Annotated in this window: 19 protein-coding genes, 1 tRNA gene and 2 pseudogenes; 17 read left to right on the top strand and 5 right to left on the bottom strand. The window is 59.7% G+C overall.

Annotation, left to right across the window (positions count from 1 at the left end):
• The first annotated feature begins 8 nt into the window (after positions 1-8).
• Both phbB and dusA read left to right on the top strand, forming a co-directional pair.
• Entirely contained in the window at positions 9-746 is a 738-nt protein-coding gene (phbB, locus tag B9Z31_RS00210; RefSeq protein ID WP_100117905.1) for an acetoacetyl-CoA reductase, read from the top strand.
• Positions 747-832: 86 nt separating this feature from the next.
• Positions 833-1,849: a tRNA dihydrouridine(20/20a) synthase DusA gene (gene dusA, locus B9Z31_RS00205; RefSeq protein ID WP_100117572.1), complete on the top strand. Its 1,017-nt coding sequence runs from the start codon at positions 833-835 to the stop codon at positions 1,847-1,849.
• A gap of 79 nt (positions 1,850-1,928) precedes the next feature.
• Here dusA and B9Z31_RS00200 read toward each other — a convergent pair whose 3' ends face one another.
• Both B9Z31_RS00200 and B9Z31_RS00195 read right to left on the bottom strand, forming a co-directional pair.
• The gene (locus tag B9Z31_RS00200) at positions 1,929-3,881 is read right to left on the bottom strand and encodes a methyl-accepting chemotaxis protein (RefSeq protein ID WP_100117571.1); all 1,953 of its coding nucleotides are present in this window, start codon (positions 3,879-3,881) and stop codon (positions 1,929-1,931) included.
• A gap of 123 nt (positions 3,882-4,004) precedes the next feature.
• Positions 4,005-4,640, bottom strand: coding sequence for a GntR family transcriptional regulator (locus B9Z31_RS00195; RefSeq protein WP_100117570.1), 636 nt, complete (start codon positions 4,638-4,640; stop codon positions 4,005-4,007).
• 186 nt (positions 4,641-4,826) lie between these two features.
• Here B9Z31_RS00195 and scpA point away from each other — a divergent pair, with 186 nt between their 5' ends.
• The 5 genes and pseudogenes from scpA (at position 4,827) to B9Z31_RS00170 (ending at position 10,958) form a co-directional block, all read left to right on the top strand.
• Positions 4,827-7,004 (top strand): methylmalonyl-CoA mutase, encoded by a 2,178-nt coding sequence (scpA, locus tag B9Z31_RS00190; RefSeq protein ID WP_100117569.1) that lies wholly within the window; start codon positions 4,827-4,829, stop codon positions 7,002-7,004.
• Positions 7,001-7,138, top strand: a pseudogene (locus tag B9Z31_RS00185) (methylmalonyl Co-A mutase-associated GTPase MeaB); the annotation flags it as partial. The gene scpA and the pseudogene B9Z31_RS00185, both read left to right, overlap by 4 nt.
• A pseudogene (locus B9Z31_RS00180) lies at positions 7,135-8,400 on the top strand (acyl-CoA carboxylase subunit beta); the annotation flags it as partial. The pseudogenes B9Z31_RS00185 and B9Z31_RS00180, both read left to right, overlap by 4 nt.
• Before the next feature lie 20 nt (positions 8,401-8,420).
• Positions 8,421-10,469, top strand: coding sequence for an acetyl/propionyl/methylcrotonyl-CoA carboxylase subunit alpha (locus B9Z31_RS00175; RefSeq protein ID WP_100117568.1), 2,049 nt, complete (start codon positions 8,421-8,423; stop codon positions 10,467-10,469).
• Positions 10,470-10,958, top strand: coding sequence for a VOC family protein (locus tag B9Z31_RS00170; protein ID WP_100117567.1), 489 nt, complete (start codon positions 10,470-10,472; stop codon positions 10,956-10,958).
• 80 nt (positions 10,959-11,038) lie between these two features.
• Here B9Z31_RS00170 and rsxB read toward each other — a convergent pair whose 3' ends face one another.
• The 3 genes from rsxB to B9Z31_RS00155 all read right to left on the bottom strand — a co-directional run bounded on the left by rsxB (position 11,039) and on the right by B9Z31_RS00155 (position 14,596).
• Positions 11,039-11,728, bottom strand: a complete 690-nt coding sequence (gene rsxB / locus B9Z31_RS00165; protein ID WP_100117566.1) for an electron transport complex subunit RsxB — start codon at positions 11,726-11,728, stop codon at positions 11,039-11,041.
• 5 nt (positions 11,729-11,733) lie between these two features.
• A complete protein-coding gene (locus B9Z31_RS00160; RefSeq protein WP_100117904.1) occupies positions 11,734-13,230 on the bottom strand; it encodes a polyhydroxyalkanoate depolymerase in 1,497 nt (498 codons plus the stop codon).
• A 169-nt stretch (positions 13,231-13,399) separates the two neighbouring features.
• Entirely contained in the window at positions 13,400-14,596 is a 1,197-nt protein-coding gene (locus tag B9Z31_RS00155; RefSeq protein WP_100117903.1) for an amino acid aminotransferase, read from the bottom strand.
• Positions 14,597-14,752: 156 nt separating this feature from the next.
• Here B9Z31_RS00155 and uvrB point away from each other — a divergent pair, with 156 nt between their 5' ends.
• The 10 genes from uvrB to B9Z31_RS00105 all read left to right on the top strand — a co-directional run bounded on the left by uvrB (position 14,753) and on the right by B9Z31_RS00105 (position 23,267).
• Positions 14,753-16,843, top strand: coding sequence for an excinuclease ABC subunit UvrB (gene uvrB, locus B9Z31_RS00150; protein ID WP_100117565.1), 2,091 nt, complete (start codon positions 14,753-14,755; stop codon positions 16,841-16,843).
• A gap of 120 nt (positions 16,844-16,963) precedes the next feature.
• Positions 16,964-17,500, top strand: a complete 537-nt coding sequence (iscR, locus tag B9Z31_RS00145) for a Fe-S cluster assembly transcriptional regulator IscR (RefSeq protein WP_100117564.1) — start codon at positions 16,964-16,966, stop codon at positions 17,498-17,500.
• 20 nt (positions 17,501-17,520) lie between these two features.
• Positions 17,521-18,738, top strand: a complete 1,218-nt coding sequence (locus B9Z31_RS00140) for an IscS subfamily cysteine desulfurase (RefSeq protein ID WP_100117563.1) — start codon at positions 17,521-17,523, stop codon at positions 18,736-18,738.
• Between the two features lie 123 nt (positions 18,739-18,861).
• On the top strand, positions 18,862-19,248 hold the full coding sequence (gene iscU / locus B9Z31_RS00135) for a Fe-S cluster assembly scaffold IscU (protein WP_062405706.1): 387 nt from the start codon (positions 18,862-18,864) through the stop codon (positions 19,246-19,248).
• A gap of 1 nt (position 19,249) precedes the next feature.
• Positions 19,250-19,573 carry an iron-sulfur cluster assembly protein IscA gene (gene iscA / locus B9Z31_RS00130; protein WP_019425275.1) on the top strand — a complete coding sequence of 108 codons (324 nt, stop codon included), beginning with the start codon at positions 19,250-19,252 and terminating at the stop codon, positions 19,571-19,573.
• Between the two features lie 14 nt (positions 19,574-19,587).
• Positions 19,588-20,103, top strand: coding sequence for a Fe-S protein assembly co-chaperone HscB (gene hscB / locus B9Z31_RS00125; protein WP_199174412.1), 516 nt, complete (start codon positions 19,588-19,590; stop codon positions 20,101-20,103).
• 16 nt (positions 20,104-20,119) lie between these two features.
• Complete coding sequence (gene hscA, locus B9Z31_RS00120) at positions 20,120-21,985, top strand: Fe-S protein assembly chaperone HscA (RefSeq protein WP_100117561.1); 1,866 nt, start codon at positions 20,120-20,122, stop codon at positions 21,983-21,985.
• A gap of 34 nt (positions 21,986-22,019) precedes the next feature.
• Positions 22,020-22,358: an ISC system 2Fe-2S type ferredoxin gene (fdx, locus tag B9Z31_RS00115; protein WP_090047093.1), complete on the top strand. Its 339-nt coding sequence runs from the start codon at positions 22,020-22,022 to the stop codon at positions 22,356-22,358.
• Positions 22,359-22,374: 16 nt separating this feature from the next.
• Positions 22,375-23,085: a DNA polymerase III subunit epsilon gene (dnaQ, locus tag B9Z31_RS00110; protein ID WP_100117560.1), complete on the top strand. Its 711-nt coding sequence runs from the start codon at positions 22,375-22,377 to the stop codon at positions 23,083-23,085.
• 107 nt (positions 23,086-23,192) lie between these two features.
• Positions 23,193-23,267 (top strand) — tRNA-Val (locus B9Z31_RS00105).
• Positions 23,268-23,546: the final 279 nt, after the last annotated feature.

Below are 23,546 nucleotides of genomic sequence, written 5' to 3'. Positions count from 1 at the left end.
AGACAAACATGAGTCAAAAAGTAGCGTACGTCACAGGTGGCATGGGCGGTATTGGTACCGCGATTTGCCAGCGCCTTCACAAAGAAGGTTTCAAGGTCATTGCCGGCTGCGGCCCAACGCGTGACTTCACCAAATGGCTGGACGAGCAAAAAGCCCTGGGCTACACCTTCTACGCCTCGGTGGGCAACGTGGGTGATTGGGACTCCACCGTCGCCGCGTTCACCAAAGCCAAAGAAGAGCATGGCGTCATCGATGTGCTGGTGAACAACGCCGGCATCACCAAGGACCGCGTGTTCTTGAAGATGACACGCGAAGACTGGGATGCGGTGATCGACACCAACCTGAACTCCATGTTCAACGTGACCAAACAGGTCGTGCCCGACATGGTGGAAAAAGGCTGGGGCCGAATCATCCAGATCTCCTCGGTGAACGGCAACAAAGGCCAAGCGGGCCAAACCAACTACTCGGCCGCCAAAGCCGGCATGCATGGTTTCTCGATGGCCTTGGCGCAAGAAATGGCCACCAAAGGCGTGACCGTGAACACGGTCAGCCCGGGCTACATCGGCACCGACATGGTCAACGCCATCCGTCCCGATGTGCTGGAAAAAATCGTGGCCACGGTGCCGGTCAAGCGCTTGGGCAAGCCCAGCGAAATTGCCTCCATCGTGTCGTGGTTGGCCAGCGAAGAGGGCGGTTACGCCACCGGCGCTGACTTCTCGGTCAACGGTGGTTTGCACATGGGCTGAGTCGTTTTCGACCCGCTTCAACCAACCCCGCTTCGGCGGGGTTTGTTTTTGCGACGCCCCTCTGATGGGGCTGGGATAATCGGTGCATGTCTGAAGTCACCTTGCCAAGTCCAGTGTTCCATCCCTGGCGTCTGAGCGTCGCCCCCATGATGGACTGGACCGACCGCCATTGCCGGTTTTTTCACCGCCTGCTGACCCGCCACACCTTGCTGTACACCGAGATGGTGACCACCGGCGCTTTGCGCCACGGCAGTGTGCAGCGGCACCTGCGCTTCAACGCCGAAGAGCACCCCGTGGCCCTGCAACTGGGCGGCAGCGACGCCGCCGATTTGGCGCACGCGGCCAAGTTGGGACAAGAGTGGGGTTACGACGAGATCAACCTCAACTGCGGCTGCCCCTCAGACCGCGTGCAGCGCGGCGCATTTGGCGCCTGCCTGATGAACGAGCCGAGCACCGTGGCCGATGGCGTGAAAGCCATGCTGGACGTGGTGGATGTGCCGGTGACCGTCAAACACCGCATTGGCATTGACCGCATCGAAAGCTACGACTTTGTGCGAGACTTTGTGGGCACCGTGAGCGAAGCCGGCTGCAAGGTTTTCATCGTGCATGCGCGCAATGCCTGGCTCGATGGTCTGAGCCCCAAGGAAAACCGGGAGATTCCGCCTCTGCGTTACGAGCTGGCCTACCAACTCAAAAAGGACTTTCCGGGGCTGCTGATCGCCGTGAACGGCGGCATCAAGACCAACGAAGACATCGCCTTGCATTTGCAGCACGCCGATGGGGTGATGGTCGGGCGCGAGGCTTATTACAACCCTTGGCTCTTGGGCAGCTGGGACGCCACCTTTTATGGCGATGCCCACCAAGTGCCGAGCCGCGAAGCGGTGGAAGAGGCCATGGTGGCCTACATGGAGCGGGCCTTTGCCGAAGACGGTTGCCCCTGGTATGCGATTGCCCGCCACATGCTGGGCCTGTACCACGGCCAACGCGGCGGACGTTTGTGGCGACAAGTCTGGAGTGACCACAAGCTCAAGCCTTTGCCGCCGCGCGAAGTCTGGCGGCTGGCCCGTGCGGCGCTGGCGCGCGGAGCGGTGGTCACGGACTGATGCGTGGCGTGGCCCTCAGCCTGTTCTGGGTGAAGGGTGTTTCGAGTCCCGCCACTCAGACCGCTGATCTGAGCGCCGCTTAAAAGTGGAACTTTTCCACTTCACGGCGGTTGTTGTCGGCAATTTTTTCCAACTCCAGGGCTGTGGCCGTCAATTCGTCGGCGGCTGCGGCGTTGTTGCCGGCAATGTGGTTCAAGTTCGAAACGTTGGCATCAATTTCTTGCAGGGCGCTGCTTTGCTCTTCGACGGCTGCCGCAATGCGTTGCAGCATGCCATCTGTTTTCCCGGCGCCCGCTTCGATTTTGTCCATGTCTTCATTGACCCCCGAGACCGTTTGAACGGCTCGTTGCGCCTCGACGGTGGCTTGTTTGACCAAAATCGCAATCTCTTTGGTGCTTTCGGCACTGCTGACGGCCAGCTTGCCCACTTCGTCAGCGACCACGGCAAAGCCTTTGCCTTGTTCACCTGCGCGGGCCGCTTCGATGGCCGCGTTCAGGCTCAAAAGATTGGTCCGGTTGGCAATGCTTTCAATGACCTCTGAGATTTTGTTGATCTTTTGCGAGTTGGCCGCGATGTTGTTGACGACCTCGGCCATCTGCAACATTTTTTGTTTGCCACTGCGCACCAAAGCCACGGATTCTCTGGACTGGTAGCTGGCCGATTCGGTGTTGCTGGAGACATCGGCAATCGAGTCCGAACTCATGCGCAGGGCTGTGGCCACCTGACCGATGGACGTGGTCTGCGTGTCTGCGCCGGCGGCGATTTGTGACACGGCTTGGTTGGTTTGGGTGGCTTGGGAGGCCAGCAACTGGGTGTTGGTGTTGATTTCCCGCAAGGTGCGTGCGAGTGTGTCCAGGGACTGGTTGATGTTGATTTTCAGCTGTTCCAAGTCGCCACGTCCGGCTGCTTGAACACGGCTGGTCAAGTCACCTTGAGACACGCGTGACATCACTTGTCCGACCTCACCCATCATGGCTTGAAGGGCTGCAGTGGCCTTCGCAGCATGGTCCAAGGTCACCTTGAATTGCCCATGGACTTGGGCTTGGATCTGCACGCCGAAGTGGCCATCGTGCAGTGACTGCATCACCTCATTGAGCGCCGCCATGGTGACTTTGACGCTTTCTGAACTGTCGTTGACCGCTTGCTTCATGTGGGCCAAATCGCCACGCAAATCGGTGCTGATGCGGGTGTCAAAGTCGCCTTGGGCCATCGCCGAGACCACTTGGTTGACTTCCCGAATGGCCCGTTGTTGGGCATCGAGCATTTGGTTGAAGGCGATCGCCGTCAAGGCCACTTCGTCTTTGCCGACTTGCGCCATGCGCTTGCTGAAGTCCGAGGTTTTTTCCACTTCACTCAGCAAGTTTTGCAATTGCTGCAGGGGTTGTGTGATGGAGCGGGTGGTCAGCAAGGCCACCACCAAAGCGATGACCACGGCGGTGAGCGCGATCGTCAGCATGATGTTTTGACCCAGTGCGGCGTTTTCTGCCGCATCGACGGCGAAAGTCTCGATCTCTTTTTTCTCGGTTTCAGCCAAGGCTTCAACGCTCAGGATGTAGTCCGTTTGGGGCTTGAGCATTTCCTCGACCAGGTACGCTTGTCCTCGCTCAATGCGGTTGGCCTTGATGAGACCGATCAGTTTGTGCTCGTGGTCTTCGAAAACTTTCTGGGCTTGGACCAAGCGGGTCAAAGCTGCTTGGCCCTCGGCTGTGTCCACGGTGGCTTGGAGCCGAGCGACGGCATCGGTGATGCGGGGTGCCGAGTCTTTGATTTTTTCCAATTCGGCAGCGACCACTTTTTTGTCATCGGCGATCAAAGCGGTGCGGATCGCGCGCGATTGCCGGTTCACCTCGTTTTCGATCGTTTGCGCCAGACTGACTTTGATCAGCCGATCATGCGCGATGGTGTCCGTGTCTTTGGCCACCTTGGCCAATTCCTGGATACCGACCGCAGCCATGGCGACAAGCAAGGCGAGCAAGATGGCAAAGGACAAACCCAGTCGGGTCCCGATGCGCAAGTTCTGGATATTCAGCATTTTCGAAAATGGCCACGTTTTTGTGGCTCGAGCGTCAAAAATGTGATTTTAGTGAAAGTCCCTACAAAATTCGGGTTTTTCACTGAATTGGCGCTTATTTATTCGCCTTGAACCCGCGCGGCTTCAGGTGGCGGCTTGCAGCCCATGGCTGAAGTGGGCTTGCATCCGCTGCGCGGCCAACTCCGGCTGACGCTCTTTCAGGGCCTGAACAATGGCGCTGTGCTCGGCCAATGATTGCGCAATGCGCCCCTCTTTGAAGAGCGAGCTGTGCCGGTTGAGCTTCATCACCTTGCGCAAATCGGCCACCATCTGGTCGCGCCAGCGGTTATCGGCGATCTGCAGCAGCAGCATGTGGAAGGCTTCGTTGATTTCAAAAAAACGATCCCGGTCGGCACTGGCCTGTTCCAGGTCAAGGTGCAGCGTTTCGATCTGCTGGAGCTGATCGGCACTGGCGTTTTGGGCCACCACGCGCGCCGCATCTGACTCCAGCAGGGCCAGCAGGTGGTACACATCGCGCAGGTCTTTCTCGCTGACCTCGGTCACATAGGCGCCTCGGCGCACCTTCATGGTCACCAAGCCTTCGGCCGCCAGCACCTTGAGCGCTTCGCGCAGCGGGGTGCGGCTGATGCCCAGCGCTTCGGCGATGCGCAATTCGTCAATCCAGCTGCCCGGCTCCAGTTCGCGCGCAAAAATCCGCTGCCGCAACAGTTCGGCAACTTCTTCGTACAGGGCGCGGGGGGCAAGGGACAGGGCGGACATGGGGCGTAGCGGTGGACATCGGTTCGGGGGCAGCCAAACGGTATTTCGGGCGTTTCAGGCGCTCCATTGTAAGCCGGTTAAAATATTCTGCATCAATAATTATGAATCACGGTACTTGTAAGCCGGCAGGCAGCCCCGGGCTGCCAAAATCCGGCTCAGCCATTTTTGTCCCGAAAGCACAGCGCCATGACGTCCAAATCCTTTGAATTCAACGCCTCCAACCTGCAAGCTTGGCAAAAAGCGGCGGTCAAGTCCGCCCCGGGTGGGGATGTGAGCGCCCTGAACTGGAAGACGCCCGACGGCATCGTCGTCAAGCCCCTCTACACCGCCGAAGACACGGCCAACTTGCCTTACGCGAACACGCTGCCGGGCTTTGAGCCTTTCCTGCGTGGCCCGCAGGCCACCATGTACGCCGTGCGCCCCTGGACGATCCGCCAGTACGCAGGCTTTTCCACCGCCGAAGAGTCCAATGCCTTCTACCGCAAGGCCTTGGCTGCGGGCGGCCAGGGCGTGTCGGTCGCGTTTGACCTGGCCACACACCGCGGCTACGACTCCGACCACCCGCGCGTGACGGGCGACGTGGGCAAAGCCGGTGTGGCGATTGACTCGGTCGAAGACATGAAGATCTTGTTTGACCAGATCCCGCTGGACAAGGTCAGTGTGTCCATGACCATGAACGGCGCAGTCCTGCCTGTGCTGGCGGGCTATGTGGTGGCGGCTGAAGAGCAGGGCGTCGCACAAGACAAACTCTCAGGAACGATTCAGAACGACATTCTGAAAGAGTTCATGGTGCGCAACACCTACATCTACCCGCCCGAGCCGTCGATGAAGATCATCGGCGACATCATCGAGTACACGGCCAAGAACATGCCCAAGTTCAACTCGATCTCGATCTCGGGCTACCACATGCAAGAAGCCGGGGCCAACCAAGCGCTCGAGATGGCTTTCACCTTGGCGGACGGCAAGGAATACGTGAAGACGGCGATGGCCAAGGGCATGGACGTGGACGAGTTCGCGGGCCGCCTGTCTTTCTTCTGGGCGGTGGGCATGAACTTCTATTTGGAGATCGCCAAGATGCGTGCGGCCCGCCTGCTGTGGTGCCGCATCATGAAGGGCTTTGACGCCCAAAACCCCAAGAGCCTGATGCTGCGCACGCACAGCCAAACGTCGGGCTGGTCGCTCACCGAGCAAGACCCTTACAACAACGTGGTGCGCACCACCATCGAAGCCATGGCGGCCGTGTTTGGTGGCACCCAGTCGCTGCACACCAACTCGTTTGACGAGGCCATCGCACTGCCCACCGAATTCAGCTCGCGCATTGCCCGCAACACCCAGCTCATCATCCAAGAAGAGACCCACATCACCAACGTGATCGACCCCTGGGCGGGCAGCTACATGATGGAGAGCCTGACCCAAGAGATGGCCGACAAGGCCTGGGCGATCATCGAAGAAGTCGAAGCCATGGGCGGCATGACCAAAGCGGTGGGCAGCGGCTGGGCCAAGCTCAAGATCGAAGCGGCTGCGGCCGAAAAGCAAGCCCGAATCGACTCCGGCAAAGACGTCATCGTGGGCGTGAACAAATACAAGCTGGCCAAGGAAGACCCGATTGAGACGCTGTCGATCGACAACGTGCGGGTGCGCGATGGCCAGATCGAACGCCTGAACAAGATCCGTGCGACGCGTGACAGCGCCAAGGTGCAGGCTGCGCTGGACGCGCTGAGCGCTGCCGCCGAGTCGGGTCAGGGCAACCTGCTCGACCTGTCCATCCAGGCCGTGCGTCTGCGCGCCACCGTGGGCGAGGTGTCGGACGCGCTGGAAAAAGCCTTTGGCCGCCACCGCGCCGACACGCAAAAAGTCACGGGCGTGTACGCCGCGGCTTATGACGACGGTGACAACGTGGGAGACACCATGGAATACTGGAACCAGCTCAAAGCGGACATTGCGGCCTTCGCCGAAGTGCAAGGGCGCCGCCCCCGCGTGATGATCTCCAAGCTCGGCCAGGACGGCCACGACCGGGGGGCCAAAGTGGTCGCCACCGCGTTCGCCGACCTGGGCTACGACGTGGACATGGGCCCGCTGTTCCAGACCCCGGAAGAATGCGCCCGCCAGGCGATCGAAAACGACGTGCACGCCGTGGGTGTGAGCACCTTGGCCGCAGGCCACAAAACCCTGGTGCCCGCCATCATCGCCGAGCTCAAGAAGCAGGGCGCAGACGACATCATCGTGTTCGTGGGTGGCGTGATTCCGCGCCAGGACTACGACATGCTCTACGAAGCCGGCGTCAAAGGCATCTACGGCCCCGGCACCCCGATCCCGGTCAGCGCCAAGGATGTGCTCGAGCAGATCAAAAAGGCCCTTGGGTGAGTCCTGCCCAGTTGCTCGACGCGCTGTTGCACGGCAACGCTGCCGGGCAGCGCCGCGCCATGGCCAAAGCCATCACGCTGCTCGAATCCACGCGTGCGGACCACCGCGCCTTGGCCGACGAGTTGCTCACAGCCAAGACTTCACCGTCTACGGCGGCGCTTTGTCCGAAACGCATGCCGAGAAAATTTGCAAGATCATGGACCAAGCCATGAAAGTCGGCGCGCCCGTGATCGGTCTGAACGATTCGGGCGGTGCCCGCATCCAGGAGGGTGTGGCCTCGCTGGGCGGCTATGCCGACGTGTTCCAGCGCAATGTGATGGCCAGTGGTGTGGTGCCCCAGATCAGCATGATCATGGGCCCATCGGCCGGTGGTGCGGTGTATTCGCCAGCGCTGACCGACTTCATTTTCATGGTCAAAGACACCTCTTACATGTTCGTCACGGGCCCTGAAGTGGTCAAAACCGTGACCCACGAAGAGGTGACCGCTGAGGAGTTGGGCGGCGCGTTGACGCACACCACCAAGAGCGGTGTGGCCGACATGGCGTTCGAGAACGACGTGGAAGCGTTGTTGATGTTGCGCCGCCTCTACAACTATCTGCCGCTCAACAACCGCGAAAAAGCGCCCGTGCGTGCCAGCGGCGACCCTTCGGGCCGCTTGGACATGAGCCTGGACACTTTGGTGCCCGAGAACCCCAACAAAGCCTATGACATGAAGGAGCTGATCGTCAAAACCGTGGACGATGGCGACTTCTTTGAACTGCAACCCGACTACGCCAAAAACATCCTGATCGGCTTTGCCCGCATGGAAGGCCAAACCGTCGGTATCGTGGCCAACCAGCCTTTGGTGCTGGCCGGTTGCTTGGACATCAAGAGCTCCATCAAAGCGGCCCGCTTTGTGCGTTTTTGCGATGCCTTCAACATCCCCGTCATCACCTTTGTGGATGTGCCCGGTTTCATGCCTGGCACCTCGCAAGAGTATGGCGGCATCATCAAGCACGGTGCCAAGTTGTTGTATGCGTATGCCGAGTGCACGGTGCCCAAAATCACCGTCATCACCCGCAAGGCTTACGGCGGCGCCTACGACGTGATGGCCTCCAAACACCTGCGCGGTGACGTGAATTTCGCCTGGCCCAACGCCGAAATTGCGGTCATGGGTGCCAAGGGCGCTGTGGAGATCATCTTCCGCGAAGACAAGGGCGACCCCGAAAAACTGGCCGCCAAAGAAGCCGAATACAAAGCCCGCTTTGCCAACCCCTTTGTGGCTGGGGCGCGCGGTTTCATCGACGACGTCATTCAACCGCACGAAACCCGCAAGCGCATCTGCCGCTCGCTGGTGATGTTGAAAGACAAGAAGATCGACAACCCATGGCGCAAGCACGGCAACATTCCGCTCTGAGCCGCTAGGAGAAGAAGAACATGTTTACCAAAATTTTGATTGCAAACCGCGGCGAAATCGCCTGCCGTGTCATCGCCACCGCTCACAAAATGGGCATCCAAACCGTGGCGGTTTACTCTGAAGCCGACAAAGAGGCCCGCCACGTGCAACTGGCCGACGAGGCGGTGTTGATTGGCCCAGCGGCTTCGCGCGAGTCTTACCTGGTGGCAGACAAGATCATTGCAGCCGCCAAAGCCACAGGCGCTCAAGCCATTCACCCCGGCTACGGCTTTTTGAGCGAGAACGCCGAGTTCGCCAAGCGCTGCGAGGACGAAGGCATTGCCTTCATCGGCCCGCGTCACTTTTCGATCGCCGCCATGGGCGACAAGATCGAATCGAAGAAGTTGGCGGGCGCTGCTGGCGTGAACTGCATACCGGGTGTGAACGATGCCATCGAGACCCCAGAGAAGGCGGTTGAAATCGCCAAAGGCATTGGCTACCCCGTCATGATCAAGGCCTCCGCGGGCGGCGGCGGCAAAGGTTTGCGCGTGGCCTTCAATGACAAGGAAGCTTTTGAAGGCTTCACCTCTTGCCGCAACGAAGCCCGCAACAGCTTTGGTGACGACCGCGTGTTCATCGAAAAGTTTGTCGAAGAGCCCCGTCACATCGAAATCCAGGTGCTGGGCGACAGCCATGGCAACGTGGTGTATTTGAATGAGCGCGAGTGCTCGATCCAGCGCCGCCACCAAAAAGTGATCGAAGAGGCGCCGTCACCCTTCATCAGCGAAGCCACCCGCAAAGCCATGGGCGAGCAAGCGGTGCAGCTGGCCAAGGCGGTGAAATACCAATCGGCGGGCACGGTGGAATTTGTGGTCGGCAAAGACCAAAGCTTCTACTTCCTCGAGATGAACACCCGCTTGCAGGTGGAGCATCCGGTCACCGAGGCCATCACCGGGCTCGACTTGGTTGAGCAAATGATCCGCGTGGCCGCTGGCGAGAAGCTGGCCTTTGGCCAAGCCGATGTCAAACGCGATGGTTGGGCCATCGAGTGCCGCATCAACGCCGAAGACCCGTTCCGCAACTTCTTGCCTTCGACAGGGCGTTTGGTGCGTTTTCAGACGCCCAAGCAAACCATGTTCCAAGGCAACACGGCTCAGCTGCACGGTGTGCGCGTGGACACCGGCGTGCAAGACGGCGGCGAGATCCCGATGTTCTACGACTCGATGATCGCCAAACTCATCGTGCACGGCAAAGACCGCAACGAGGCGATCGCCAAAATGCGCGAAGCCTTGAACGGTTTTGTCATCCGCGGCATCAGCTCCAACATCCCTTTCCAGGCGGCTTTGTTGGCGCACCCCCGTTTTGTCTCGGGTGACTTCAACACCGGCTTCATTGCCGAGCAATACAGCCAAGGTTTCCGAGCCGAGGACGTGCCGCACGATGACCACGATTTTCTGGCCGCCTTGGCCGCGTTTGTGCGCCGCAAGTCGCGCGAGCGTGCGGCCGGTCTGAGCGGCCAGTTGCCGGGCTACGACGTGCAAGTGGGACAAGACTATGCGGTGGTGGAGCTGGGCAAATCCGGCCAGAACCGTTACGTGCCTGTGCATGTGGCCGAGTTCACGGGCAAGCACGGCGAAGCGCAGATCACGGTCAATGGCAAAACCTACGCCATCGCCAGCAATTCGCGCCTGAACGACATTCGGATTGAAGGCACTTGCAACGGTCAGCCATTCACCGCCCAAATTGAGCGCGGGACCTTGAAGAACCCCTTGGCATTGCAAGTGCAACACAACGGGACAAGGATCGAAGCACTGGTGATGTCGCCACGCATGGCCGAGTTGCACAAACTCATGCCTTACAAGGCCCCGCCTGACCTGAGCCGCTTTGTCTTGTCGCCCATGCCCGGCTTGCTGGTCGATGTGGCGGTCAGCGTGGGCCAGAAGGTGCAAGCCGGTGAGCGTGTGGCCGTGATCGAGGCCATGAAGATGGAAAACGTGTTGTTTGCAGCCGCAGACGGCGTGGTCAAGAAAGTGGTCGCGGCCAAAGGCGAATCCCTCACCGTGGACCAGATGATCGTGGAGTTCGAATAAATGAGCAGCCAGCGCCCCTTCAAAGTGCTGGGTGTCCAGCAAATTGCCATCGGTGGGTCTGACAAGGGCCGCTTGCAAAAACTCTGGGTCGAGATGTTCGGTCTGGAGGTGACCGGCACCTTCCAAAGCGAACGCGAGAACGTGGACGAAGACATCTGCGCCATCGGCACCGGCCCTTTCAAGGTCGAGGTCGATTTGATGCAACCGCTGGACCCCGAGAAAAAGCCCGCAGTGCACACCACGCCGCTGAACCACATCGGCTTGTGGATCGACGATTTGCCAGTGGCCGTCGAATGGCTCACCTCGCAAGGCGTGCGTTTTGCGCCGGGCGGCATCCGCAAGGGCGCGGCCGGTTTTGACATCACGTTTTTGCACCCCAAGGCGAACGAAGAGTTCCCCATTGGCGGTGAAGGCGTGTTGATCGAGCTGGTGCAGGCCCCGGCCGAAGTGGTCAAGGCCTTTGCGGCTTTGGCCAGCAACGCGCACTGACGGGACGCGGATCTGGAGCGCTGGGCTGCAGCGTTTTAGGTCTGGGGCATGGGCCCTGGCACCCGTCTCTCCAAAGCCCGTCAGACCCCGGTCTGGCGGGCTTTGGCTTTGGCCAGTGCCGCCTCGATGATGGCGCGCTTGCGGTCCAGCTCGGGGGGCGTGTCTGCACCCTTGGTGTGTGCGGCCAAGTCCGCCAGTTTGTGCTCGGCCTTGGTTTGCAATTGCTGTTGGTGGTCGTGTTCTTCGCGCACAAGGCGCTGCTGACGCGATTGGTAACGCTGGCGGGCTGTGAGCGCTTGCTCGCTTGACCATGCGGCCCATCCGGTGTTTGCCCCGGTCACGTTCTCCAGCTGGATGCAATCCACAGGGCAAACCGGGATGCACAGCTCGCAGCCCGTGCACCAGGGCTCGATCACGGTGTGCATGCGCTTGTTGGCACCCAAGATGGCATCGGTCGGGCAAGCCTTGATGCACAGCGTGCAGCCGATGCACCAGGCTTCGTCGATGATGGCGATGTGTCTGGGCCCCTCGGCCCCATGCTCTGGGTTGAGCGGCACAACCGGCCGTCCGGTGAGTTGTGCCAGACGCTCAATGCCGGCTTGTCCACCGGGTGGACATTGGTTGATCGCCGCTTGGCCCTGCGCCATGGCCAGGGCATAGCTGGCGCAGTCGGGGTAGCCGCAGCGGGTGCACTGCGTTTGCGGCAGCGCGTCGTTCAGGCATTGAAAAAGCGCCTGGGTTTCAGGCGCTGTTTCTGGGAGGCTTGGCATGGACCTCAGACTTTTTTCTTGGGGGCCACCCAAGTGGTTTTGACAGCCGGGGCCTTAGCCGCAGGCTTGGGCGTGGCTTTGGCCGTTGCCTTCACCGCCGCTTTGGCTGCGGGTTTGACAGCCGGTTTGGCGGCTGGTTTGACCACGGCTTGGGGGGCAAGGGTCTCAGGCTTGACGGCCACCGGTTTGGCGGCAGCTTTGGCCTTGACAGGTGTAGCCTGGGCCTTGGCCTTGACAGGCGCCACGTGGCTCTGGATGAACTTGACCACTTGCGGGTACACCACTTTGCGCCAGCGGCTGCCGCTGAAAATCCCGTAGTGGCCTGCGCCTGGCACTTCCAAATGCAAACGGTCCTGGGCGGCAACGCCTGTGCACATGTCTTGCGCAGCACGGGTCTGGCCGGAGCCGGAGATGTCGTCCAGCTCGCCTTCCACCGTCATCAGCGCGGTGCCTTTGATGTCTTGTGGCCGAACCCGCTCCACTTTGCCGTCCACGCCCTTGACGTCCCAGGTGCCGTTGACCAGTTTGAAGTCCTGGAACACGGTCGCGATGGTTTCCAAGTAGTAATCGGCATCCATGTCGAGCACGGCGTTGTACTCGTCATAAAACTTGCGGTGCGCTTCTGTGCTGGCGTCGTCGCCTTTGATCAGGTCTTTGAAGTAATCGTAATGGCTCTTGGCATGACGGTCGGGGTTCATGGCCACGAAACCGGTGTACTGCAAAAAGCCGGGGTACACACGACGACCCGCGCCTGGGAAGTTGGCTGGCACGCGGTAGATGACGTTGTTCTCAAACCATTCAAAGCTTTTGTTGGTGGCCAGGTTGTTCACCGAAGTGGGTGATTTGCGCGCGTCGATCGGGCCGCCCATCATGGTCATGGTCAAGGGGGTCTTTTCGCCACGGCTGGCCATGAGAGAGACGGCCGCCATCACGGGCACGGTGGGCTGGCACACGCTCACGATGTGGCAGTTGCCATAGATCGATTGCAGGTGGCGGATGAACTCCTGCACATAGTTGATGTAGTCATCCAAATGGAATTCGCCCGCTTCCAGGGGGACCAATCGGGCGTTTTTCCAATCGGTGATGTAGACCTTGTGGTCTTGCAGCATGGTTTTGACCGTGTCGCGCAACAAAGTGGCGTAGTGACCGGACAAGGGGGCCACGATCAGCACGGCCGGTTGGGCCTTGAGTTGTGTCAGCGTGGCGGGATCGTCCGAGAAGCGTTTGAAGCGGCGCAGCTCGCAAAAAGGCTTGTCGATCTCGATGCGCTCGTGGATGGCCACATCGGTTTCGTTGACCTTGACGGTCTTGATGCCGAATTCTGGCTTTTCGTAGTCCTTGCCCAAGCGGTGCATCAGGGCGTAACCCGCCGACGTGCGTTGCGCCAAGGGCGTCTGGGACATGGGGTTCAGGGGGTTGCTAAAGAGTTTCGCTGCCGCTTGTGCCAGATCGGAAAAAGGCTCCATGATCGAGCGTTGGGTTTCAAAAATCTGATAAAGCATTTGGCATTTCCCTTGCAACAAAATGGTGCGGTGCAGCAATACTACAGGAGACCGCACGGTATTTTTTGAGTGGCTCCCCTAATTGGCAGTCACTTTCCCGACCGTCCAAAAAGAAACCGCCCCGTCAGGGGCGGTTGCAAGCCAAGCGTCAGACTTGACGCGTGTCAATTCAAATGACTTTGGCGATCGCAGCGCAAACATAGTCGATGTTTTTGCTGTTGAGCGCAGCCACGCACATGCGGCCGGTGTCGGTGCCGTACACGCCAAACTCGCTGCGCAGACGCACCATCTGGTCTTTGGTCAGACCCGAGTAGCTGAACATGCCGATCTGCGTCGTGATGAAACCCATGTCTTGCTTCACACCCGCAGCCTTGAGGCTGTCCACCAATTTTTGGCGCATGGCCTTGATGCGCACCCGCATTTCGCCCAATTCGCTTTCCCATTGGGCGCGCAGCTCGGGGTTGTTCAAGACGGCGGCCACCACGGCACCCCCATGGATGGGCGGGTTGGAGTAGTTGGTGCGGATCGCGATTTTGAGCTGGCTGAGCACGCGCGAAGCTTCTTCTTTGTCATTGGCCACCACCGACAGGGCGCCGACGCGCTCGCCATAGAGGCTGAAGCTTTTGGAAAAGGAGGTCGACACGAAGATGTTCAGGCCAGCAGCCACAAACTTGCCGATCACGGCGCCGTCTTCGGCAATGCCATGGCCAAAGCCTTGATAGGCCATGTCGAGGAAGGCGGTGAGGCCCTTGGCCTTGACGACAGCGATGACCTGTTGCCATTGGGCGTCGGTGATGTCATAGCCGGTGGGGTTGTGGCAGCAAGCGTGCAGCACGACGATGGTGCCGGGCGCTGCCGCGTTCAGGCTGGCCAGCATGCCGTCGAAGTTCACACCACGCTTTTCGGCGTAATAGTAGGCGTAGGAGCCGACTTCAAAACCAGCGTTCACAAAGATGGCACGGTGGTTTTCCCAGCTGGGGTCCGAGATCAGGACTTTGGCATTGGGGCTGACTTTCTTCAAAAAGTCGGCGCCGATCTTCAGGCCACCCGTGCCGCCGATGGCCTGCACGGTGGACACGCGTCCCGACTTGACCACATCCGAGTCAGCGCCAAAGACCAGTGCTTTGACGGCGTTGTCATAGGCCACGATGCCGTCGATCGGCAGGTAACCGCGGGCCGAAGGGGTGGCCATCATGGTTTTTTCAGCCGCTTGAACGCACTGCAGCAGGGGCAGCTTGCCGTTGTCGTCGAAGTACACGCCAACACCCAAGTTCACCTTGTTGGGGTTGGTGTCGGCGTTGAATTGTTCATTCAGGCCCAAGATCGGGTCACGGGGGGCCATTTCGACGGCGGAAAACAGAGACATGGAAAGTCCTTGAATGGGGTACATGGGTGGCAGGAAACCCGTTCCTCGGTTAGGCTTTCGGGTTGTCCCTTATTTTAACGGCCCCTGTTGCTTGGTTTGGCCCACAGTCCCCTACAAAAGAAGCCCACCGTGTCCGATACCCCAGTTCTTGACCTTGTGCCTGACGCTGACCCCTACGCTGCGGGCCAATTCATCCGCTATCCCGACTCGCCTTTCGAGCTTTACCAGCCTTACCCGCCTGCGGGAGACCAGCCTGTGGCGATCGAGCAGTTGGTCGAGGGGGTGAACGACGGCGAGGTGTTCCAGACTTTGCTCGGCGTGACGGGTTCGGGCAAGACCTTCACCATGGCCAATGTGATCGCTCAGGTGGGCCGTCCGGCCATTGTGTTCGCGCCCAACAAAACGCTGGCAGCGCAGCTTTACAGTGAATTTCGCGAATTTTTCCCTAAAAACGCGGTCGAGTATTTCGTCAGCTATTACGACTACTACCAGCCCGAGGCCTATGTGCCCCAGCGCGACTTGTTCATCGAAAAGGACTCGGCCATCAACGAGCACATCGAGCAGATGCGCCTGTCGTGTACCAAAAGCATCATGGAGCGGCGTGATGTGGTGATCGTGGCCACGGTGTCTGCCATCTACGGCATTGGTGAGCCTGAGAGTTACCACCGCATGATCATGACGCTGCGCACGGGCGACAAGCTGGGCCAACGCGATGTGATCGCGCAGCTGATCCGCATGCAGTACCAGCGCAATGACATGGAGTTCAGTCGGGGCAAATTTCGCGTGCGCGGCGACACCATCGACGTGTTCCCGGCCGAACACTCCGAGCTGGCCATTCGCATTGAGCTGTTTGACGACGAGATCGAGAGCTTGCAGCTGTTCGATCCGCTCACAGGGCGCATCCGCCAAAAGATTCCGCGCTTCACCGTTTACCCTTCCAGCCACTATGTGACGCCGCGCGACAAGGTGCTGGCGGCGGTGGAAACCATCAAGGTCGAACTCGCCCAACGCCTGAAAGAGTTGGTGGGCATGGGCAAGTTGGTGGAAGCCCAGCGGTTGGAGCAGCGCACCCGGTTTGACCTGGAAATGCTCTCCGAAGTGGGGCACTGCAAGGGCATTGAGAACTACACCCGGCACCTGTCGGGCGCCGCTCCGGGCGATGCCCCCAGCACGCTGACCGACTACATGCCGCCTGACGCCATCATGTTTCTGGACGAAAGCCACCAGATGATTGGCCAGCTCAATGCCATGTACAACGGAGACCGGGCCCGCAAGACCACCTTGGTGGAGTATGGGTTTCGTCTGCCCAGCGCCTTGGACAACCGCCCCCTCAAATTTGAGGAGTTTGAGAAACGCATGCGCCAGTGCATCTTTGTCTCGGCCACCCCAGCCGACTACGAAAAAACGCACGCAGGCAAAGTGGTCGAACAGGTGGTCAGGCCCACGGGCTTGGTCGATCCGGAGGTGGAAGTGCGGCCCGCCACCCACCAGGTGGACGACGTGCTGCAGGAAATCCGCATCCGGGTGGACAAGCACGAGCGCGTGCTGATTACCACACTGACCAAACGCATGGCGGAGCAACTGACCGATTACCTGAGCGACAACGGTGTGAAAGTGCGCTACTTGCACAGCGATGTGGACACGGTGGAGCGGGTGGAAATTTTGCGTGACCTGCGCCTGGGGGCGTTTGATGTGCTGGTGGGCATCAACTTGCTGCGCGAGGGCCTGGACATTCCAGAGGTGTCGCTGGTGGCCATTCTGGATGCGGACAAAGAGGGTTTCTTGCGCTCCGAACGCAGCTTGATCCAGACCATCGGCCGAGCGGCCCGAAACCTCAATGGCCGCGCCATTTTGTATGCCGACCGCATCACCGAGTCGATGAAAAAAGCCATGGGCGAGACCGAGCGCCGCCGCATCAAGCAGGTGGCGCACAACGAGGCCATGGGCATCACGCCCAAGAGCATTGTCAAAAAGGTGAAAGACCTGATCGACGGCGTTTACAGCGAAAAGTCGGGCAAAGAGGCCGAACGCCTGGAGCAAGCTGCGATGCAGCGGGCCAAAGTGGAAGACATGAGCGAGAAAGACATCGCCCGGGCCATCAAACAGCTGGAAAAGCAAATGATGGAGCACGCGCGCAACCTGGAGTTCGAGAAAGCCGCTCAGGTGCGCGACCAGTTGACCATTTTGAAAGAGCAGGCCTTTGGCGCAACCGGTGGGGACAACATCGTGCCCCTGATCCGGGCCTGAGCATGAAGTGAATGCCCCTTTAACCCGAGTGTTTTAATCGGGTTTGCTTTATACTTGACTTGCTTAGTCGGGAACTCTTGGATGTCCCGGCCCAGCACCCCCTCAAATTAGGAGTCTGCCATGCGTTTAACCACCAAAGGCCGTTTCGCCGTCACCGCCATGATCGATCTGGCCTTGCGCCAAGATGCGGGCCCTGTGACCTTGGCCGCCATCAGCCAGCGCCAACAGATTTCACTGTCTTATTTAGAGCAGTTGTTTGGCAAGCTGCGCCGCCACAACCTGGTCGAGTCCACCCGTGGCCCCGGCGGCGGCTACACCTTGGGCCGCAAATCCACTGAAATCACGGTGGCCGACATCATTTTGTCGGTGGACGAGCCCATCGATGCCACCCACTGCGGTGGCAAGGAAAACTGCAACGGTGGTGAAGGCCGTTGCATGACGCACGACCTGTGGGCTTCGCTGAACTCCAAAATGGTCGAGTTTCTCGATTCCGTTTCCCTGCAAAAGTTGGTGGACGACCAGTTGGCCAAAGGCCTGGTCGTTGAAAACAAACCCAGCATCAAGCGGGCCATTGCCCCCATGCCGATCAGCCAACCGATTCGCGTGAATGTGCCCAACTCGGTGTTTGACCTGGGCAATATGTTTGCCAAATCCTGATACCCGAAGAAGTACAGACCATGACCACACCCCATTTCCCCATCTACCTTGATTACGGCGCCACCAACCCTTGCGATCCCCGTGTGGTGGACGCCATCGTGCCTTGGTTGCGTGAGCACTTTGGCAACCCCGCATCCCGCAGCCACGCCTGGGGCTGGGAAGCCGAAGCCGCCGTGGAAACAGCCCGTGAGCAAGTGGCTGACCTGATCGGCGCCGACCCCCGCGAAATCGTCTGGACCAGCGGCGCCACCGAGTCCAACAACCTGGCCATCAAGGGTGCAGCGAACTTCTACAAGTCACGCGGCAAGCACCTGATCACCGTCAAGACCGAGCACAAAGCCGTTCTGGACACCATGCGTGAGCTCGAGCGCCAGGGTTTTGAAGTGACCTACATGGACGTGCAGGCCGATGGTTTGCTGAACATGGATGCGCTCAAAGCCGCGATCCGTCCGGACACCATTCTGATCAGCGTGATGTTCGTGAACAACGAAATCGGTGTGATCCAGGACGTGACCGCCATTGGCAATTTGTGCCGCGAAAAAGGCATCGTCTTCCACGTCGATGCGGCGCAAGCCACGGGCAAGGTCGAGATCGACATGACCCAGCTGCCCATCGACTTGATGAGCCTGGCCTCGCACAAAACCTACGGCCCCAAAGGCATTGGCGCTTTGTATGTGCGCCGCAAGCCCCGCATTCGCCTGGAAGCGCAAATGCACGGCGGCGGTCACGAGCGCGGCATGCGTTCGGGCACCTTGCCCACGCACCAGTGCGTCGGCATGGGTGAAGCGTTCCGCATCGCCAAGCTGGAAATGGCCCAGGACAACGCCAAAGCGCGGGCTCTGCACGACCGATTGATCAACGGCCTGAGCGACATGGAGCAGGTGTTTTTGAACGGCCACGCCACCCAGCGCGTGCCGCACAACATCAACATGAGCTTCAACTTCGTGGAAGGCGAATCGCTCATCATGGGCATCAAGGGCTTGGCGGTCTCGTCGGGCTCGGCCTGCACATCGGCCAGCTTGGAGCCCAGCTATGTGCTGCGCGCGCTGGGCCGCAGCGACGAGTTGGCACACAGCAGCCTGCGCATGACGATCGGCCGCTGGACCACCGAAGAAGACATCGACTACGCGATCCAGACCATCCGTGAGAACGTGGCCAAGTTGCGCGACCTCAGCCCCCTGTGGGAAATGCACAAAGATGGCATCGATTTGAGCACCATCCAATGGGCGGCCCACTGAGCCGCGTCGCCCAAATGGCCCAGGGCTTTGTCGCGTTGTCTTGCCGTGCTCAAGCACTGTCTGCGACAACGCTTCGCGCCCTGAACCCTTTGGGCTGAGCGACATAAATTTAGGAGAATTGAAATGGCTTATTCTGAAAAAGTGGTTGACCACTATGAAAACCCCCGCAACGTGGGCTCTTTTGACAAGGGCGACGACAGCGTGGGCACCGGCATGGTCGGTGCGCCAGCTTGCGGCGACGTGATGAAGTTGCAGATCAAGGTCAACCCGACAACCGGTGTGATCGAAGACGCGCGCTTCAAGACTTACGGTTGTGGCTCGGCCATCGCCTCCAGCTCGCTCGTGACCGAGTGGGTCAAGGGCAAGACACTCGACGAAGCCGCGGCCTTGAAGAACAGCCAGATCGCCGAAGAGCTGGCGCTGCCGCCCGTCAAGATCCACTGCTCCATCCTGGCCGAAGACGCCATCAAGGCCGCAGTGGATGACTACAAAAAGAAACACCTGAACTGACATGGCCATCTCACTGTCTGCCGCCGCTGCGCGGCATGTGACCCGCTACTTGGCCAAACGTGGCTCGGGTGTCGGTGTGCGCCTGGGCGTCAAGACCACGGGATGTTCCGGTCTGGCCTACAAGCTGGAATATGTGGACGAGATCGCCCCGGAAGATGTGGTCTTCGAAGGCCACGGCGTCAAGGTCTTGGTGGACCCCAAAAGCTTGGCCTACATCGACGGCACGGAACTTGACTTCGTGCGCGAAGGCCTGAACGAAGGTTTCCGCTTCAACAACCCCAACGAGCGCGACCGCTGCGGCTGCGGTGAGTCGTTCCGCGTTTGAGTTTTGAGTGCGTGATCTCTCTCCAAGCCAACGACTTCGAGCTGTTTGATGTGCCTGCGCGGTTCGCGCAAGACCGCGCACAACTCGACACCCGTTGGAAAGCCCTGCAACGCGAAGCCCACCCTGACCGTTTTGCCGCCGAAGGCGCTGCAGCCCAGCGCGTGGCCATGCAGTGGTCGGTGCGCATCAACGAGGCGTATCAGCGCCTGAAAGACCCCCTCAAACGCGCCGCCTATTTGTGCGAGCTGCAAGGCGCGCCCGTCCAGGCCGAAAACAACACCGCCATGCCTGCGGCGTTCCTCATGCAGCAAATGGAATGGCGTGAAAACCTGGACGACACCGAATCCCCAGAAGGACTGCAAGCGTTGGCAGATGACGTGTCTGGCGAGCAGCGCCGCGTGCAACAAGAGCTGGCCCGCTTGCTCGACGTCGTGCAAGACCCTCTTCAAGCGGTGGGGCAGGTGAGGGCGCTGATGTTCATCGAGCGCTTCACGCAAGAAGTGAACGCTAAACTCGACCGATTGACCTGAATTTTCCCGATTGACCATGGCCTTACTGCAGATTTCCGAACCGGGCCAGTCGCCCGACCCGCACCAGCGCCGCATCGCGGTGGGCATTGACTTGGGCACCACGCATTCGCTGGTGGCCTCGGTGCGCAGCGGTGTGGCCGAGTGTTTGCCCGATGACGAGGGGCGGGTGATCTTGCCCTCGGTCGTGCGCTTCATGCCTGGGCAAGGCCGCCAGATCGGTTTTGATGCGGTGCAATCTGCCGCCTCTGACCCGGTCAACACCATCGCCTCGGTCAAACGCTTCATGGGCCGTGGTTTGAACGACATCGTTGACCGCAGCAAATTGCCTTACGAATTCACCGCCAGCGAGCAAGGCATGCTGTCCATCCAGACGGTGCAAGGCCCCAAGTCGCCTGTGGAAGTGAGTGCCGAAATTCTGGCCACCTTGCGTTACCGCGCCGAAGACACCTTCAACGACGACCTGTACGGCGCGGTCATCACCGTGCCCGCTTACTTTGACGACGCCCAGCGCCAGGCCACCAAAGACGCCGCGCAACTGGCAGGCCTGAATGTGCTGCGCCTGATCAACGAACCCACGGCCGCGGCGATTGCCTATGGCCTGGACAACGCCAGCGAAGGCGTTTATGCGGTGTTCGACCTGGGCGGTGGCACCTTCGATATTTCCATCCTGCGCCTGACGCAAGGCGTGTTCGAGGTGCTCTCCACCGGTGGCGATTCGGCCCTGGGCGGTGATGACTACGACCAAGCCTTGGCCGACTTTGCCTTGGCACAGCAAGCCGGCTTGCATGCCGCCACGGCCGAAGACAAAACCCGGCTCAAGGCGGCCGCCCGTGCGGTCAAAGAAGCATTGACCAGCGCAGACACCGCCAGCTTGGATGTGGCGTTGTCAACAGGCGCTCTGTCGGTGTCCGTGCGCCGCGCCGATTTCGAGCAAGCCACGCAAGCCCTCACGGCCCGTTGCATCACGGCCGTGCGCAAAGCCTTGCGCGACGCCCAACTGGCCAAGGACGATGTGCAAGGCGTGGTCATGGTGGGAGGCTCCACCCGCATGCCGCAAATCCAGCAAGCTGTGGCCGACTTTTTTGGCCAGGCCCCGCTCAACAACCTCAACCCCGACGAAGTCGTCGCCTTGGGCGCGGCCATCCAGGCCAACCAGCTGGCGGGCAACAATGCCGCTGGCGAGTTGCTGCTGCTCGACGTGATTCCGCTGTCGCTGGGCATCGAAACCATGGGCGGCCTGGTCGAGCGCATCATCCCGCGCAACCAGACCATCCCCACCGCCATGGCGCAAGACTTCACCACCTACCAAGACGGCCAAACCGCGCTGGCGCTGCATGTGGTGCAGGGCGAACGCGATCTGGTGCAAGATTGCCGCAGTCTGGCCCGCTTTGAGTTACGCGGCATCCCGCCCATGGCCGCAGGTGCTGCCCGCATCCGCGTGACTTTCACGGTGGACGCCGATGGCCTGTTGAACGTGGGTGCCAAGGAGCAAATCAGCGGCGTCGAAGCGCGCATCGACGTCAAGCCTTCGTATGGCCTGAGCGATGAGCAGATTGCCACCATGCTGCAAGAAAGCTTCACCACCGCGCAAGCCGACATGAAGGCGCGCGCCTTGGTCGAAGCACGGGTGGATGCCGACCGCATGCTGCTGGCCACCCGCAGCGCCTTGCAAGCCGATGGCCATTTGCTTCAACCCGACGAACGCCGCGCCATTGATGCGCTCATGGCCACGCTGCAAGCTTCGGTACACACCGAGCAAGATGCCAAAGCCCTGGAAGACTGCACCCAAGCGCTGGCCAAGGGTACCGAAGCCTTTGCCGCCGAACGCATGAACCACAGCATCCAGAAGGCGCTGGCCGGTCAAAACATCCAATCCATGTAATCGCACGCACTGGCCCTGAATTCAGAAGACTCCTATGCCCGTCATCAAAATCCTGCCCCACCCTGAGTACTGCCCACAAGGCGCAGAAATCACCGCGCCCGCTGGCACCAGCATCTGCGAGGCTTTGCTGGACAACCACATCAACATCGAGCACGCCTGCGACATGAGCGCGGCCTGCACCACCTGCCATGTGGTGGTACGCGAAGGCTTCAAAACCCTCAATGAGATGGAAGAAACCGAAGAAGACCTGCTGGACCGCGCTTGGGGTCTGGAGCCCAACTCTCGCCTGAGCTGCCAGGCTTTTGTCGCCAAAAGTGATCTGGTCATCGAGATCCCGCGCTACACCATCAACCACGCCAAAGAACTGCACTGAGCGAAAGCGAGCAAGCATGCGTCAAATCGTTCTGGACACCGAAACCACGGGCCTCTCGGCCGAAGGCGGCGACCGCATCATCGAGCTGGGTTGTGTCGAGCTTTTTGCCCGCAAGCTCACGGGCAACAACCTTCATTTTTACTTCAACCCCGAACGCGACAGCCACGAAGACGCGCTCAAGGTGCACGGCATCAGCAACGAATTCTTGCGAGACAAGCCCAAGTTTGCGCAGTTGACCGATGAGATCCTGGATTACCTGGCCGATGCGGAACTGATCATCCACAACGCCGCTTTTGACATCGGCTTTTTGAACAAGGAACTCGAGCGCGTTGGCAAAAAGCCTTTGAAGGCTTATGTCAGTGGCGTGATCGACACCTTGGTCATGGCCAAGGAGATGTTCCCCGGCAAGCGCAACAGCCTCGATGCCTTGTGCGATCGGCTGGAAGTGGACAACTCCGGCCGCACCTTGCACGGCGCTTTGCTCGACGCCGAATTGCTGGCCGATGTCTACATCAACATGACGCGCGGCCAGGAAGCCTTGTTGATTGATGCGGGCGACGCACCTGCGGACACGCAGTCGGTCATGGTCCAGGTGGATTTGAGCACCTTCGTCTTGCCAGTCTTGCCGGCCAATGCCCAAGAACTCGCCGCCCATGACGAGGTGCTGACCCAACTGGACAAATCGAGCGGTGGGAAAACCGTTTGGCGTCAAGCGCAGAGCGCTTGAACCTCTTGGTCTGGATCCGGCCCCCGATGAACAGCGATTTTTCAACGGTTCAAGCCCAAACAGGCCTGATTTTCGTGTCATAATTGCGCTCTTCGCCAAACGGCGCAGGGCGATTAGCTCAGGGGTAGAGCACTGCATTCACACTGCAGGGGTCGCAAGTTCGAAACTTGCATCGCCCACCAAAAATTCCCAATGAAATCAAGCACTTAGAGGAAACTCTAGGTGCTTTTTCTTATGTTCAAAGTAGTATGGTCCGGGTTTACTACTTCTCATAGATTTTTCGATGTCTTTTCATAGATTTCGGAACAGTCAAACATCCCCATTTCAATCTGTTTTCAGTGACGCCCGCATAGTGTCAATGCGGCCTTGCTTTTCGCCTCTTCGCTGACACTGCTAGCGCTGTGCTCAGCTTGAAAAAAACGCTACGTTTGTTTTGAAATGAGTCCAGCTACTCAGCCCAG

The organism is Limnohabitans sp. G3-2 (assembly GCF_002778275.1).
Taxonomy (GTDB): domain Bacteria; phylum Pseudomonadota; class Gammaproteobacteria; order Burkholderiales; family Burkholderiaceae_C; genus Limnohabitans_A.
The sequence above is the reverse complement of the archived record's forward strand: the minus strand, read 5'-3'. Positions and strand labels throughout refer to the sequence as shown.

Coding starts and splice junctions, on each gene's coding strand:
- B9Z31_RS00175 (WP_100117568.1), top strand. CDS start 8,421: ATGTTTACCAAAATTTTGATTGCAAACCGCGGCGAAATCGCCTGCCGT.
- B9Z31_RS00200 (WP_100117571.1), bottom strand. CDS start 3,881: ATGCTGAATATCCAGAACTTGCGCATCGGGACCCGACTGGGTTTGTCC.
- rsxB (WP_100117566.1), bottom strand. CDS start 11,728: ATGCCAAGCCTCCCAGAAACAGCGCCTGAAACCCAGGCGCTTTTTCAA.
- iscR (WP_100117564.1), top strand. CDS start 16,964: ATGCGTTTAACCACCAAAGGCCGTTTCGCCGTCACCGCCATGATCGAT.
- phbB (WP_100117905.1), top strand. CDS start 9: ATGAGTCAAAAAGTAGCGTACGTCACAGGTGGCATGGGCGGTATTGGT.
- fdx (WP_090047093.1), top strand. CDS start 22,020: ATGCCCGTCATCAAAATCCTGCCCCACCCTGAGTACTGCCCACAAGGC.
- B9Z31_RS00195 (WP_100117570.1), bottom strand. CDS start 4,640: ATGTCCGCCCTGTCCCTTGCCCCCCGCGCCCTGTACGAAGAAGTTGCC.
- B9Z31_RS00160 (WP_100117904.1), bottom strand. CDS start 13,230: ATGCTTTATCAGATTTTTGAAACCCAACGCTCGATCATGGAGCCTTTT.
- B9Z31_RS00140 (WP_100117563.1), top strand. CDS start 17,521: ATGACCACACCCCATTTCCCCATCTACCTTGATTACGGCGCCACCAAC.
- dnaQ (WP_100117560.1), top strand. CDS start 22,375: ATGCGTCAAATCGTTCTGGACACCGAAACCACGGGCCTCTCGGCCGAA.
- B9Z31_RS00155 (WP_100117903.1), bottom strand. CDS start 14,596: ATGTCTCTGTTTTCCGCCGTCGAAATGGCCCCCCGTGACCCGATCTTG.
- scpA (WP_100117569.1), top strand. CDS start 4,827: ATGACGTCCAAATCCTTTGAATTCAACGCCTCCAACCTGCAAGCTTGG.
- dusA (WP_100117572.1), top strand. CDS start 833: ATGTCTGAAGTCACCTTGCCAAGTCCAGTGTTCCATCCCTGGCGTCTG.
- hscA (WP_100117561.1), top strand. CDS start 20,120: ATGGCCTTACTGCAGATTTCCGAACCGGGCCAGTCGCCCGACCCGCAC.
- iscA (WP_019425275.1), top strand. CDS start 19,250: ATGGCCATCTCACTGTCTGCCGCCGCTGCGCGGCATGTGACCCGCTAC.
- B9Z31_RS00170 (WP_100117567.1), top strand. CDS start 10,470: ATGAGCAGCCAGCGCCCCTTCAAAGTGCTGGGTGTCCAGCAAATTGCC.
- iscU (WP_062405706.1), top strand. CDS start 18,862: ATGGCTTATTCTGAAAAAGTGGTTGACCACTATGAAAACCCCCGCAAC.